We start from the raw sequence: 14,829 nt of genomic DNA, 5'->3' as shown, positions 1-14,829 counted from the left end.
CTTTCCAGTGTTTGAATGCCGACGTCACACCTTGATGTCCTGCGCGACGAGTTTTTGGCTGCGACGCCGACGCTCAAACCAAAGGTAGACGACCGGGGTGGTGTACAACGTCAGGATCTGCGAGACCGCCAGGCCGCCGACAATAGCAATGCCCAATGGCTGGCGAAGCTCCGAGCCGGCACCGTGGCCGAACGCCAATGGCACCGCGCCGAGCAGTGCCGCCAGCGAGGTCATCAGGATCGGCCGCAAGCGCAACAGGCACCCTTCGCGCACGGCGTCTCTGGCAGACAAGCCACGCTGCTGGGCCGACAGCGTGAAGTCAACGATCATGATCGCGTTCTTCTTGACGATGCCGATCAGCAAAATAATGCCGATCATCCCAAGGACCGACAGGTCCTGTCCACAGAGCATCAATGCCAGCAGTGCACCGAACCCGGCGGACGGCAGGGTCGAAATGATCGTCAACGGGTGAATCGCGTTCTCGTAGAGCACGCCCAGCACGATGTAGACGGTCAGGATCGCCGCCAGAATCAGCCAGGGTTGTGATTTCAGCGAGTCCTGGAACGCCTGGGCGGTGCCCTGAAAACTGCCGACCACAGAGTCGGGCATCGCCACCGCCAAAGACGCCTGATTGATCGCACTGACCGCATCGCTCAGGGCTTGGCCGGGCGCCAGGTCAAACGACAGGGTGATGGCCGGAAATACCCCTTGGTGGTTGATGATGATCGGCACCTGCTCGGTCTTGATGCTCGCCAACAGATTCAATGGCACCAGGGTTCCGGAGCTGGCCCGCACGTATAAGTGTTCCAGCGTGCTAGTGGACGTCTGCCAGTGCGGGTCCAGCTCGAGAACTACATGGTTCTGGTCGAGTTGGGTGAACATCGTCGCGACCTGACGCTGCCCGAAGGCGTCGTACAGCACGTCGTCGATGGCCTGCACCGTCACGCCCAGACGCGCCGCCGTGGCACGGTCGATCACCAGGGTTGCCTGAGCAATGGCCTGTTGCTGGTCAGAGGTCACGTGTTGCAGTTGCGGCAAGCGCTTGAGTTTTTCCAGCAGCACCCCGCTCCAGTGATCCAGCTCTGCGCTGTCCGGGTCCTGAAGGGTGTACTGGTACTGGGTTTTACTGGCGCGGCCACCGATCTGGATGTCCTGGTTAGCCTGCAAGTAGACCTTGACCCCGGACAGCTGATCGAGCGCTGGTTGCAAACGACTGATCACCTTTTGGGCACTGTCGGTGCGCTCGCCGAACGGCTTGAGGTTGATCATCACCTTGCCCTGGCTGACCGTCGGGTTCGGGCCGATCCAGAAATACACCTTGGCCACCGCCGGGTCATGACCGACGACTTCAGCGACACGGTTGACCTGTTCACGCATGGCCATCGGCGAAATATCGGCAGCGGCTTCGGCAACGCCCTGGATCAGGCCGTTGTCCTGCTGCGGGAAGAAGCCCTTGGGAATGCTCACGTACAACACTGCGGTCGCCAATAGCGTGGCCAATGCCACGCCGAGGGTCAGACGCTGATGGTCGAGCACCCAGTCGAGGCTGCGGCGATAGCCATTGTGCAAGCCAGTGAACGCCCGCTCGCAAGCCTGGGCGAAACGCCCCTCCTCGCTCTCGACATGCGGTTTGAGCAGCCAGGCACACAGCATCGGGGTGATCGTCAGCGAGACGATGCAGGACATGATGATCGCCACGCTGACCGTGACCGCGAACTCGCGCATCAAGCGCCCGACGATCCCTGACATCAACAGGATCGGCAAGAACACCGCGATCAACGACACCGTCATCGAGACAATGGTGAACGCCACTTCGCGCAAACCATCGACCGCCGATTGCAGGCGCGACTTGCCCATCTCCAAATGGCGCACGATGTTTTCCATCACCACGATGGCATCGTCCACCACGAAGCCGACGGCAATGGCCAGGCCCATGATCGACAGATTGTCGAGGCTGTAGCCGAGCAAATACATCACGCCGAAGGTCGACACCAGCGACAGCGGAATGGTCAGGCTGGGGATCAGCGTGGCGGTGGCCTTGCGCAGGAACACGAAGATCACCACGACCACCAGGGCAATCGACAACAGCAAGGTGAATTGCATGTCGTTGACCGAGGCTTCGATGGTCTGGGTACGATCGCCGACCACCTGAACCTGCACGTCGCGAGGCAACGACGCGGTCAGTTCGGGCAACTTCGCCTTGATCGTGGCGATGGTCGACAGCAGGTTGAAACCCGGTTGTTTGTGAATGTCGACGATCACTGTCGGCTCGCCGCCCAACTGCGCGGCTTGCTGGGTATCTTCGGCACCGGCGATTACCCGACCAAGGTCACCGAGCTTGATCGGCATGCCGTTTTTATAGGCAATCACTTGATCCCGATAATGCTGTGGGTCGAGCATCTGGTCGGTCGCGCCGAGCGTGACGGAACGGGTCTGCCCGTCAAGGGTGCCCTTGGGCTGATCGACGGTACTGACGCCGATCACGCTGCGCACGTCTTCCAGGCTCAGGCCGCGTGCGGCCAGCGCATCCGGGTCGATCTGAATCCGCACCGCCGGTTTTTGCTCACCGTGGAAATCCACCAGGCCGACGCCGGGCATCTGCGACAAACGCTGGGCAATGTAGTTGTCCGCGTAACGATCGAGTTCCGGCAGTGTGCGCGTCGGTGAGGTCACGGCCAGTGACAACACCGTCCCTTCCGCCGGGTTGACCTTGTTGAAGGTCGGCGTACTGGTCATGGTCTTCGGCAGGTTCGGGGTCGCGGTGTTGATCGCGGTCTGCACATCCTGCGCAGCGCCGTCGATGTTCCGTGACAGGTCGAACTGCAACACCACCTGAGTCTTGCCGGCCGCGCTCGAGGAGGTCATCGAGGTGACTTGCGGAACCGCGGCAAAGGCTCTTTCCAGTGGCGTCGCAACCGATGAAGCCATGGTCTCGGCGCTGGCCCCGGAGAGTTTGGCGGTGACCTGAATGGTCGGAAAATCCACCGTAGGCAAAGGCGCCACTGGCAACTGGAAGTACGCGAAAGCGCCCAGCAACATCACCCCAAGCGCCAACAGGCTCAGGCCCACGCGTCGTTGAATCAGTCTGGCGAGCCCTTTCATCGTGCGTTCTCCACCGGCGTGGCAGCCGCCAGCGCAGCGGCTTCGTCAGCCTTGATCGGTGCGACTTTGACGCCCGGTGCTATGCGTGACTGGCCTTGCACGACGACCGTTTCGCCAGCGGCCAACCCTTGACGAATCCACTGCTTGCCATCGACCACGGCGGCCGCATCGACCTGACGTGGTTGCACCCGTTGATCGACGCCGACTACATAGACGAAGTTGCCCTGACGGCCAAACTGCACGGCGTTGGCCGGCACCACCGTGACGTCCTGGTGGGTGCTGACCAGCAAGCGTGCGCTGACCAATTCGCCAGGCCACAACTGGTTGGTGCTGTTGTCGAACTCAGCCTTCAACTGGATCTGACCACTGGCGGCAGCGACCTGGCTGTCAATGAAGCTCAGACGGCCGCGAGCGATTTCCTGATGACCGTCGCGGGTCATGGCGACCACTTGCAAGGCACCCTTGGCGTTTTCTTCAAGAATCTGCGGGAGTTCGTCCTGGGACACGGCGAACGCCACCGAGATCGGGTTCATCTGGGTAATCGTCACCAAGCCCGTGGCTTCCGCACCGTGGGCGATAGCGCCGACGTCCAGCAAGCGCTGGCCGGTACGCCCGGTCAGCGGCGCCTTGACCTGCGTGAATTCCAGTTGCAGGCGCGCGTTATCCAATGCTGCCTGATCGGCCTGCACCGTGGCCTGTTGCGCGGCCAGTTCGGCGCGATAGGTGTCGACATCCTGGGTCGGCCCGGCCTTGGCGGCCGCCAGTTTGCTGGCCCGGTCCAGGCTCACCCGCAGGTTCGACAGTTGCGCCTGATCCTTGGCCACCAGCGCTTGCGCCTGAGCCACCTGAGCCTGGTAAACCCGTGGATCGATCACCGCCAGCAGGCTGCCGGCGTTCACGGTCTGGCCTTCCTTGAACAGGACTTTCTGCAACTCGCCATCCACCCGGACCCGCACATTGACGCTATTGAGCGGCTGGACATTGCCAATCGCACTGAGCCAGATCGGCAGGTCCTGCTGGCTGACGTGCGTCAGTTGCACCGGCACGGCGGCTGCCTCGGTTTTGGCCGGTGCCGCGTGAGCCCGCTTGACCCACTGAAATCCACCTGCACCTGCGCCCAACAGGAGAATCAGTAGCGCCCAGGAGAGTGCTCGATGGCGAGGGTTCGCAACGCGTTGCTTAGCATTCATGGGTGTGACGCCTGAGAAGGAGAAAGGGAAGCGATGGCGTCGGGGGTGAAATCACCGCCCAGCGCCCGGAACAAACCGACGGCGGCCTGCAGGTGTTGCAGGCGCACCTGCAGCAGCGTGTCTTCGGCCTGATACTGGGTGCGCTCGACAATCAGCAGGGTCTGAAAGTCGGTGGAACCGAGTCGATAACGCACCTGCGCTAACCTCGCGGCCTCGCGGGCGGAGTCCACTGCGGCCTGATTCAAGGCAAAGCTTTTATCCAGTTCGCGGGTGGCGCTCAGTTGGGTTTCGACGTCTTGCAGCGCCTCGATCACTGACTCGCGGTAGCTGGCGGTCAGTTCCTGCACGTGGGCCTGATCAACGTGCAATTGACCCGTGAGCTGGCCGCCGGTGAACACCGGTTGGGCCAAGGTGCCGACGACGCTCCAGATGTTGCCGCCGGCAATGGTGTCGATACCGCCAATCAGGTCCAGCGACAGATTCGGCAAGAACGCCGCACGGGCGACCCCGACATCGAAGTTGGCCGAAACCAGTCGCGCTTCGGCTGCTTGCACATCGGGCCGCTGACGCAGCAGGCCGATGGGCAGTCCAGCGGACGGACGTGGCATCTGCAAACCGTCAAGACCGGAGCTTTTCAGGTGGAAACCTTGCGGCGTCTCGCCCACCAGTACCGCCAATTGGTAGAGCGCCAGATCGCGTTGCTGACGCAAAGGAGGCATCGCCGCCTGGAAGGTTTGCAGGGCGTTGCGTTGCTGCGCCACTTCAAGATTGGACACGGCGCCCTGGCTGGCCTGGACTTCGACCAGATCGAGTACCTGCTTGGCGTCATCGGCAATCGACTGGGCCAGGCGCAGCCGTTCTTCCAGCGACAAGACCTGGAAGTAGCTGTCGGCGATGCTTGCCCCCAGGCTCATGCGCAGGGTTTGTGCGTCAAACACGCTGGCATTGGCCAACGCGTCGGCTGAGTCGGCGGCAGCCCGCTGTTTGCCCCAGAAGTCCAGCTCGTATGACGCTTGGGCGAACACGCTGCTTTTCTTGGTGGTGCCGTAATTGTTCTGGCGTTGGACATTGCCGCCCAGTGCCAGGGTCGGATATTGCCCGGCGCCGACGACCTGAGCCGAAGCGCGTGCCTCTTCGATGCGGCTGACCGCGGCTTTAAGGGTGTAATTGGCCGAGAGGCCGCGGGTGATCAGGTCATTCAATTCAGCGCTGTGGAATTCGCTCCACCACTGCCCTCCCCGTGCCGCGGTCGTTTGCCCGGCGCCATTCCAGTTTGTCGCCAGCGGCAACTCCGGTTGATGGTAGGCGGGCACCATCGAGCAGCCACCGAGCATCAATACGCCCAGCAGCACCGATATTGATAAAAAGTTACGCCTCGGTGAGGTTGCAACTGACATTGGCACGCGATCTCCGGCTGAAACGTTTGTGGAGCCTGTCCACGAATCAGCCGAAGATAGCCAACAGCGCCTTGCAGAGCGTTCGCCTGCAGGTAAACTTTTATTTAATCGGGCTCGCGACGGCCCTGAAAGCTGTAACCCGCGCCCGGAATGGTCTTGATCAGCGAGTACTCGAAACCTTCGTCGAGTTTGCGCCGCAGACGATGGATATGTTTGTCGATGACATTGTCGTTGGGGTCGAAGGTGTAATCCCAGGCGCTGTCGAGCAGCATGTCGCGGGTGACCACCTGACCGCTGTGGCGCATGAGTTTTTCCAGCAGCAACGCCTCACGCTGTTGCAAGACAATGCTACGGCCTTGGCGCACCGCCGTACGGGTCGCGCAGTCGAGTTCGAGTTCGCCGACTTGCAGCTTGCGCCCTGCTGCGCTCGGTTGATCGGCGCCGCGAAGCAAGGCGTCGAGGCGCGCCAGCACCTCGGCGAATGCGTAGGGTTTTGCCAGGTAATCGTCGCAACCGGCTTGCAGGCCTTCGACCTTTTGCGCAGTGGTCGACTGAGCGCTGAGCATCAACACCGGAATACGCGAACCGCGACTGCGTATCGCCCTTACCAGCGCAATGCCGTCGAGCCCCGGCAGGCGCCGGTCGACAATCAACGCGTCATGAATCCCTTCCAGGGCCATGGCCAGGCCATCATTGCCGTCTTCGGCGACATCCACCACGTGCCCGCTTTCCGTCAGCCCACGCAACAGGTAGGTAGCGGTCTGGGCATCGTCTTCAACGACTAGAATGCGCAAGGAGCTTTCTCTCTTAACAGGAACCTAAACTTTTATTTATCCGGCGGCGACGTTGGCGCTTGCCTGGATTTGACACACTATGCCATCTCTCCACTCGTTCAAGTGACCGGTTCAACTCCCATGACCCATGTTCTGGTCGTCGAAGACGACAGCTCCACCGCCAGCGAAATTGAAGCAGCCCTGCAGGACCACGGGTTTACCGTCACATGCGTGAACAATGGCCGCGACGGTTTGCTCAAGGCCCTCAGCGAGTCCTTTGATCTGATCGTGCTCGACCGGATGCTGCCGGGCGGCATCGATGGGCTGGGCGTATTGACCGCCTTGCGAGCGGCGAGCGTGAGCACGCCGGTGTTGATCCTCAGTGCCCTGAGCGCGCTGGATGAGCGTGTTCGAGGTTTGCGCGCCGGTGGCGATGACTACCTGACCAAGCCTTTCGAATTCATCGAGCTGACCGCACGGCTGGACGCCTTGAGCCGTCGCCGTGCCGAACCCGCCACCCGCGAACCGGACAATCAGCTGCGCGTCGGCAACCTGCACGTCGACCTGTTACGCCGCAGTGTGCGCCGTGGCGATCGAACCATCGACCTGGTTCCGCGTGAATACGCGTTGCTGGAACACCTGATGCGCAACGCCGAACAAGTGGTCACGCGCACCATGTTGTTTGAAGCCGTGTGGAATTACAGCTACGACGAGCGCACCAATGTCATTGAGGTGCATATCGGCCGCCTGCGTCGCAAGATCGACGCTGAAGGTGAACCGCAGATGATCCACACCATTCGGGGGGCCGGCTATGTTCTCCGTTCACCTGAGTGAGATTCCGCGCACCATCAGTTTTCGCACAGGCCTGATGTTCCTCGGGTTGTTCGGCTGCTCGTTTCTGGCGCTATTTGGCTACATCTATTGGCAAACCGCGTTTTACCTGAAGACCGAGGCCGACACTGCGCTCTATCGTCAGGTAGAGAATCGCAGTCAGCAAACCCCGCAACTGCGGGAAGAGGAAATCCGCAAACACGCCATTTCGGACACGGAAGGTCGCCTGCCCCACAGTTTGTTCGATGAAAACGGCCAGTACATTGTCGGCGCCATTCATCAACTGCCAGCGTTCAAAAAATATGATCGCCCCGCCGAGTTCGACTGGCAAAAAACCAATGATCGCTCCCGTCCGGTGCGGTTTATCGTTCATAAACTGGAAGACGGCAAAACCTTGCTGGTCGCCCAGGACATGCATGATATCGGCGAGTTCGACGAACTTTTGGTTCATGCGCTGGTTTCCGGTGGGGTCCTGCTGCTGCTGGTCGGCCTGTTAGGGGCGATCGGCCTCGGCTACTCGGCGCGGCGCCGTCTCGACAAGTTGAGCGACTCGATCAAAGGCATCATCGAGGGCGACTTGAGCAGCCGCTTGCCTACCCTGGGCAACAACGATGACATCGACCGCCTCGCCAACGTCGTCAACAGCATGCTCGATGAACTGGAACGCTTGATGAGCGAAGTCAAGGGCGTCTGCGACGACATCGCCCACGACCTGCGCACGCCCCTGACTCGGCTGATTGCCGGCCTTGAGCGCGCGCAACGGCGGGGTCTGCGCGAGGACGAATACGCCGCCAGCATTGATTCGGCCCTGACCGAGGCCAAGGGCCTGCTGCTGACGTTCCGTGCCTTGCTGCGCATTTCCGAAATTGAGGACAGCGCACGACGCAGCCACTTTGCGCCGGTCGATCTGAACCTGATTGGCGCCGATGCCACCGAACTCTACGAACCGCTGGCCGAGGAGCGCGGCATCAGCCTGGCGTTCCATGCCGGCGCGCAGCCAACGCTGATCGCTGGCGATGCGCAACTGCTGTTCGATGCCTGCTGCAACCTGCTGGATAACGCGATCAAGTTCTCACCCGACCATAGCAGCGTCAGTCTCAGCGTCATCAGCGACGCAACGGGCGTCGGTATTCGGGTAGTCGATAACGGTCCGGGAATTGCGGAAGACGAGCGCGAGGCGGTATTTCGCCGGCTCTACCGTTCAGAACTGAGCCGTCACACACCCGGCAACGGGTTGGGCTTGAGCATGGTGTCGGCCGTGGCGCGGTTGCACGACATGAAGCTTGCAGTCTACGACGCGGCCCCGGGTTGCCGAATCGATCTGCTGGGAAAACAGACTCACGAAACAGCTTGAAACAATCGGTCTCGGGCGGCTCTTGCCGCCTTCCCGACGACCTCGCGCGAGGTCTTGGCGCAGGCGTCTTTGGTCGATGGCAATGCAATTAAAATCAAACAATTAGCTGTCGTTAAGGATGGGTTAAGCGTTCCAGCGAAATTTTCACATTCGTTTCACTTATCCCCCACTTGCCCGCCTCTACATTGATCATCACAAATCGACCTTCAATGCTCGCGTTTTCCGTGAACTGTCTATCCTGACTGCTTGAACGGAATCGACATTCTTCGTCTCAATACGACTTACAGGTGAAAGGCGTGGTTAATACTGTATTACCCAAGGACTCGCCTAAACGAGCGGTCAAAAAACGGTTTCTGAAGGTCACGCTAGTGGCGTCGGCAGTGATAGTGGCCGCTCTGGTCACGGGGTTCACCTTGTGGCCCCGGTCTCCAGCGATGCTGGCGGAAAGTGATCACATGGCAACGGCTGGCGTATTCCAACACTGGCAGGCAGGCGATGTGGTGGTGCTGGTTCGACATGCCGAACGCTGCGATCAGTCGAAAAACCCGTGCCTGGGCCCGGCCGATGGCATTACCCAGGTAGGCAGCGCGGCATCGACGGACGTCGGCAAGGGGTTCAACGCCCTGGGCATGGACCATGCGGATGTGTTCAGCAGCCCGGCGACCCGCACGATGCAAACCGCGCAGTATATGTTTGGCAAAGAGGCGTCGAATCAGGAATGGCTGGCCCAATGTGGCAAGACCATGCGTGACGATGTGGTCGCACACAAAACGGCACATCGCAACCTGGTCCTGGTCACGCACAGCGGCTGTATCAGCGACTTCGAGAAACAAACCGGCTTCAAGCATGCTCCCACCAGTCAGTACACCAGTTCCCTGTTCGTTTCGGTGACGGCTGACGGGCAGCTGAAAGTGCTCGGCATTGTGAGTTCCGGGGACTGGCCAGCCGTGCTTGATAAGCGATTCGCCAGCAAATAATACGGTTTGCCAGGACACGCCAGCGCTGTTAACGAACTCAAAAAATAAAGCCATTACGGCAGTTCGCCAGCGCTCGCGTACATTCGAAACAAATTGAATAACTTTATTTTTTTCAGCGAGTTACTGAAAATCCGGGGATTTCACGCTTGAATGCCTGTTTGGGGGAAATCCTCAATGGAAGACTCGACGCTCCACTTGTAGCATGCGGTGCCCGCTCACAACGGCTCACCCACCTACACCCGTCCAGTCCGCTGCCAGGAGGCCCAGGAATGTCATGCGTCGACTTTATCCTTTTGCCGAGTAATGCGACCGGCTCGCCACAGCGATGCCTGCGTCCCTGCACGCGTCTTTGTTGAAGAAGAGCGGCGCAGCATCGAACGTCGTAACCAAAACACCAAAAACCGAGCAACGTCTTCCGGTATCAAGGCCGTCCCATGAAGCGAAAAATAATACTCGTCACGTATCACTTTACTGATTGCTCACGCAGCAATCCGAACCGCCGAATGAAGTCGCAGGGAGCACGAGTCAAATGATCAAGCGCTGGGCTCTACCCTGCCTGTTATTGGCCTTCGGTCTGTTCTACCTGTTGCCGATGGTCGGCCACGGGCTATGGATTCCTGACGAACCCCGTTACGCGCAGATCAGCCAGGAGATGTTGCTGAGCGGTGACTGGGTGTCCCCGCACTTCATGGGCTTTCGCTACTTCGAGAAACCCATTGCCGGTTACTGGATGATAGCCATCGGTCAGGCGATCTTCGGCGAGAACCTGTTTGGCGTGCGCATTGCCTCGGCAGTCACCACTGGGCTGAGTGTGTGGCTGGCGTATCTGATCGCCCGTCGCCTGTGGAACGATCCGCGCAAAAGTTTCGCTGCCGCCCTGCTCTACATGAGCTTCGGCCTGATCGCCGGCCAGGCGGGCTACTCCAACCTCGATCCGCAGTTCACCTTCTGGGTCAACCTGAGCCTGGTTGCCCTGTGGTTTGCCCTGGATAACAAAACCCCACGCAGTAAACTCGGGGCCTGGGCGCTGCTCGGCTTCGCCTGTGGCATGGGTTTCCTGACCAAGGGCTTCCTTGCCTGGCTGTTGCCGGTGTTGATCGCACTGCCTTACATGATCTGGCAGAAGCGCTTTGGCGAACTGCTGCGCTATGGCCTCGTTGCGATGGTCGTCGCCATCATCGTCAGCCTGCCATGGGTACTGGCGATCAATAGTCACGAACCGGATTTCTGGCGGTTCTTCTTCTGGCACGAGCACATTCGCCGGTTCGCCGCCGACGATGCCCAGCACACCCGGCCGTGGTGGTTCTTCCTGCCAATCATGGTGGTTTCGAGCCTTCCGTGGGCAGCCCTGTTGCCCTCGACACTGGTTCAGGCCTGGAAAAACAAGACTCAGAACACCACCGGCTTCCTGTTGCTGTGGATGCTCCTGCCGCTGGTATTTTTCAGCCTGAGCAAAGGCAAGCTGCCGACCTACATTATGCCGTGCCTGCTGCCGCTGGCCTTGCTGATGGCCAGCACCCTGATCGATCTGGTGAGCGAGGCCCGTGGCCGGGCGATTCGTATCAACGGCCTGATCAACGTAACAATCGCGACGATTGCCCTGATTGTCCTGATCTATCTGCAGATCACCCGGCCGATCTTCGAAAACACCGAAATGTTCGCTATGTCGCTAGGCTTCATCGTGTTGGCCGGCTGGATCATCGCCAACGCCTTGCAAGCACTCCGGCCGCTGGTCTATTGGGCCGCTCCGGCGCTGGGTATCTGGCTACTGATCGCCTTGCTGCCAGCAGCCATGCCCGGCGTCATCGTCAACAGCAAAATGCCTGACCAGTTCATCGCCGAACATGTTCAGGAATTGAGCGAAACCACTTCGCTGCTGAGTAACGATCTGGGCGCGGCCTCGGCATTGTCCTGGCGCCTGAAACGCCCGCAAGTCGACCTGTACAACACCGTCGGTGAGCTGCAGTACGGCGCCGCCTATCCTGAGGCAGAACACCGCAAAGTCGACATGAACAATGTCCAGCAGTGGATGACCGAAGCCCGTAAAAAGGGCTCGGTGGGTGTGGTCATGCGGGTGAAAAATGCCCTGGAAGAGCAGGAAGTCTTGCTGCTGCCAATCGACGGCAAGCACTACAAACGGGGCGAACTGGAGATCCTGATTTTCCCGAAACTGCCCTGACGATTCCTGATGCGCCGGTTTACCGGGTGACGATCTACAGATCGTCACCCGGCAAGTAGATGATCTGCATTTTCTGACCCCGGCGCGCAGGTCGCGGCGTTCAAAGGCACGGAGCAATCCTGCAGCTGGCGGTCGAGACCTAAGGGAAACACCACATGAAGTCGCGGGAAACGGAAACACGCGCGCTGCTGATCCTGCTTGGGGTTTCAGCGCTACTCCTGTTATTGGGACTGGGCACACGGGAACTTTGGGGCCCGGAAACCCGTTGGGCGAATATCACGCTGCAGATGCTGCAAAGCGGTAACTACTTCGACCCGTACCTCATGGGCGGCTCCTATTACGACAAACCACTGCCCTCCTACTGGTTGATTACCGCCACCACCTGGTTTACAGGCGGACTGGGCCACTGGTCCTTGCGTCTGTCTTCGGTGATTGCCGCCTGGCTGAGTGTCTGGCTGGTCTACTTGATCGGCGAGCAACTGTTTCGCAAAGGCACCGGCCTGATCGCTGGCTGGATGCTCGCAACCACCTTCTATTTCGTCTTTTGGGCCCGAGTCGCGACGGCTGACATTCTGACCGTCTGCGGTGTGCTGGCAGCAATCTGGTGGTATTGGCGCGGCCCGGACGACACGCGACTCGGGCGCTACTGCGTGTTCTTCCTGCTGCTGTCCGTAACCTCGCTGTTCAAAGGCCTGATCGGCTTTATCCTGCCCGGCCTGGTGCTGTTGCCGCATCTGCTGCAGGAGGGCCGCTGGAAACGTCACCTCAACCTGCGCCTGTGCGTCGCCCTGCTGGTTGCCGGCCTGGTCTACGCAGTGCCGTTCGTGTTGTCGAATATCTACGGCGCACCCACCTCCGCCCAGAGCGGTCTGGGGCTGGTCTTCCGGGAAAACGTGGTGCGGTTTTTCCAGCCGTTCGACCACATCGGGCCCATTTACACCTACCTGATCTACTTGCCGGTTTATACCCTGCCATGGGCACCGTACTGGGTGCTTGGGCTGTGGGTCGCGGCCCGTAACTGGCGCACACTCGAACCCAATGCCCGCTGGTTGATCTGGGGTTTGGGCTTGTTGTTCCTGTTCTTCACCGCCAGTGGTAGCCGACGCAGTTACTACGTTTTGCCGCTGGTACCATTTGCCCAACTGTTGGCGGCCTGGTGGGTCACCCGGCACATGGAAGAACGGCGCGCTGCCGGCAAAGCCGAAGGACGCGGCCTGAAAATCGGCTTTGGCGTCACCACGGCCCTGCTATTGCTGATCCTCGGGATTATCGTGCCCTGGAGCAACACCGGTGGCGGCGTCGTGCAGTTCGGCAAGGACGTCAAGGCCCAGGCCAGCCTGATTGCGCCATGGAATCAATGGCGGATGGTGATGGTCGATGTCGACAACAAAGTCCCGATGTACCTGCAAAACGACGGAGCGCCTTTCTACTACGTTCCCGATAACAAGGACTTCCCTCGCGAAGGCACCACCGCACAGTTCATGGCATGGCTGGAAAAAACCAGCGGCCAGCAGTGGAACCCGCAGCGCACCATCATTGTCGCGCACTACAAACGTGGCGATACGCTGCCGCTGAACTACCTGAGCGTCGACCACCAGGCTGTCGTCACGCAGCCAGACAACGGTGAACGGCTGCTGCATCCGCGCTCGGATGCCAGCGTCGCCTTCATCCCCAACGCCCCCGCCCAATGAAAAATGATCGAGAGGCCCATAGGGTCTCTCGATCCTTCCCTGCACGGCTCACGTGAAATCAGTGAGCCCGTCGACGATAGTGTTTGAATTCAAACCACTCTGTCCTTCAAACTCCCTCCTTAGCGCCTCAATCTAAATACAAACGACATTGATTAACGACTTGCTTGACGTTTTTTTCACATATCCCGCACTACATTGCCGCCACCAAAATCTATGCGAATGATTCGCATTGTTCTGGGCGAGCTGCAGGGATTGCGGGAATCGAACAACAGGCTTGCCCATCTGATTCTTTATAAAACTGCAGGAGCTGCTAACAAAATGAATCATCGTCGCCCTTCCTTTCTGAAAATCGCGCTGCTCGCCACCGCCCTTATGGGTGCTGGCCATGTCTTTGCTGCGCCAAGCAGCGACGGCATCGTGGTCTACAACGCGCAGCATGAGACCCTGACCAAGGCCTGGGTCGAAGGTTTTACCCATGAAACAGGGATCAAGGTCACGCTGCGCAACGGCGATGACAGCGAGATGGGCAATCAGCTGGTGCAAGAAGGTGCGGCCTCCCCGGCAGACGTATTCCTGACCGAGAACTCCCCAGCCATGGTGCTGGTGGATAACGCCGGGCTGTTTACCCCTGTTGCGCCGTCGACCCTGGAGCAAATCGGTTCGGCCTATCGCCCGGCCCATGGCAAATGGGTGGGCATCGCCGCTCGCTCGACCGTGTTTGTCTACAACAAAGCCAAGCTGGCCGAAGCCGATCTGCCAAAGTCTCTGATGGACCTGGCTTCCCCAAGCTGGAAAGGTCGTTGGGCCGGTTCGCCTGCCGGCGCCGATTTCCAGGCCATCGTCGCTGCCGTACTGGAGCTCAAGGGCGAAGCCGCCACCCTGGAATGGTTGAAAGGCATGAAAGCCAACGCGACCGCCTACCGTGGCAACAGCGCTGTGCTCAAGGCAGTGAACGCCGGTCAGATTGAAGGCGGCGTGATCTACCACTACTACAGCTTCGTCGATCAGAGCAAAACCGGCGAAAACAGCAAGAACACTTCGCTACACTATTTCAAGCACAAAGATCCGGGCGCGTTTGTCAGCCTCTCCGGTGGCGCTGTCCTGGCGTCCAGTAAACACCAAGAAGAAGCTCAGGCGTTCCTGAAGTGGATCACCGGCAAAGAAGGCCAGGCCATTCTGAAAAACGGTAACTCGTTTGAATACGCCGTAGGCCAGAAAGCCGAGTCGAACCCGAAACTGGTGCCGCTGGCGCAACTTGACGCGCCTGTGGTCGATGCCTCCAGACTCAACAGCAAAAAAGTTGTCGAGCTGATGACTCAGGCGGGGTTGTTGTAA

General features: G+C 59.7%; 10 protein-coding genes. 6 read left to right on the top strand and 4 right to left on the bottom strand.

The annotated features are described in order from the left end of the window. Positions 1 to 24: 24 nt before the first annotated feature. The 4 genes from AC3WK5_RS02050 to AC3WK5_RS02035 all read right to left on the bottom strand — a co-directional run bounded on the left by AC3WK5_RS02050 (position 25) and on the right by AC3WK5_RS02035 (position 6,483). Positions 25 to 3,102: an efflux RND transporter permease subunit gene (locus AC3WK5_RS02050; protein WP_103318530.1), complete on the bottom strand. Its 3,078-nt coding sequence runs from the start codon at positions 3,100 to 3,102 to the stop codon at positions 25 to 27. Beyond that, positions 3,099 to 4,292 carry an efflux RND transporter periplasmic adaptor subunit gene (locus AC3WK5_RS02045; RefSeq protein WP_103318532.1) on the bottom strand — a complete coding sequence of 398 codons (1,194 nt, stop codon included), beginning with the start codon at positions 4,290 to 4,292 and terminating at the stop codon, positions 3,099 to 3,101. Before AC3WK5_RS02045 ends, AC3WK5_RS02050 begins: the two co-directional genes overlap by 4 nt. Beyond that, a complete protein-coding gene (locus AC3WK5_RS02040) occupies positions 4,289 to 5,689 on the bottom strand; it encodes an efflux transporter outer membrane subunit (protein WP_256585268.1) in 1,401 nt (466 codons plus the stop codon). Before AC3WK5_RS02040 ends, AC3WK5_RS02045 begins: the two co-directional genes overlap by 4 nt. Positions 5,690 to 5,793: 104 nt before the next feature. Next, complete coding sequence (locus AC3WK5_RS02035; RefSeq protein ID WP_103318535.1) at positions 5,794 to 6,483, bottom strand: response regulator transcription factor; 690 nt, start codon at positions 6,481 to 6,483, stop codon at positions 5,794 to 5,796. Between the two features lie 120 nt (positions 6,484 to 6,603). On the opposite strand from AC3WK5_RS02035, the gene AC3WK5_RS02030 reads away from it, so the two are divergent. The 6 genes from AC3WK5_RS02030 to AC3WK5_RS02005 all read left to right on the top strand — a co-directional run bounded on the left by AC3WK5_RS02030 (position 6,604) and on the right by AC3WK5_RS02005 (position 14,829). Next, positions 6,604 to 7,296: a response regulator transcription factor gene (locus tag AC3WK5_RS02030; protein ID WP_103318537.1), complete on the top strand. Its 693-nt coding sequence runs from the start codon at positions 6,604 to 6,606 to the stop codon at positions 7,294 to 7,296. Beyond that, a complete protein-coding gene (locus tag AC3WK5_RS02025) occupies positions 7,274 to 8,647 on the top strand; it encodes a sensor histidine kinase (protein WP_103318539.1) in 1,374 nt (457 codons plus the stop codon). Before AC3WK5_RS02030 ends, AC3WK5_RS02025 begins: the two co-directional genes overlap by 23 nt. 296 nt (positions 8,648 to 8,943) lie before the next feature. Beyond that, the gene (gene pmrG / locus AC3WK5_RS02020) at positions 8,944 to 9,624 is read left to right on the top strand and encodes a lipopolysaccharide core heptose(II)-phosphate phosphatase PmrG (protein ID WP_371919138.1); all 681 of its coding nucleotides are present in this window, start codon (positions 8,944 to 8,946) and stop codon (positions 9,622 to 9,624) included. A 529-nt stretch (positions 9,625 to 10,153) separates the two neighbouring features. Continuing rightward, positions 10,154 to 11,803, top strand: coding sequence for a lipid IV(A) 4-amino-4-deoxy-L-arabinosyltransferase (gene arnT / locus AC3WK5_RS02015; protein WP_103318542.1), 1,650 nt, complete (start codon positions 10,154 to 10,156; stop codon positions 11,801 to 11,803). A 155-nt stretch (positions 11,804 to 11,958) separates the two neighbouring features. Then, positions 11,959 to 13,494, top strand: coding sequence for an ArnT family glycosyltransferase (locus tag AC3WK5_RS02010; RefSeq protein ID WP_103318544.1), 1,536 nt, complete (start codon positions 11,959 to 11,961; stop codon positions 13,492 to 13,494). Positions 13,495 to 13,812: 318 nt separating this feature from the next. Further along, positions 13,813 to 14,829: an iron ABC transporter substrate-binding protein gene (locus AC3WK5_RS02005; RefSeq protein ID WP_054597461.1), complete on the top strand. Its 1,017-nt coding sequence runs from the start codon at positions 13,813 to 13,815 to the stop codon at positions 14,827 to 14,829.

The sequence above is a fragment of the Pseudomonas sp. FW306-02-D09B genome (assembly GCF_058782685.1).
This window is presented reverse-complemented; position numbering and strand designations above follow the sequence as displayed.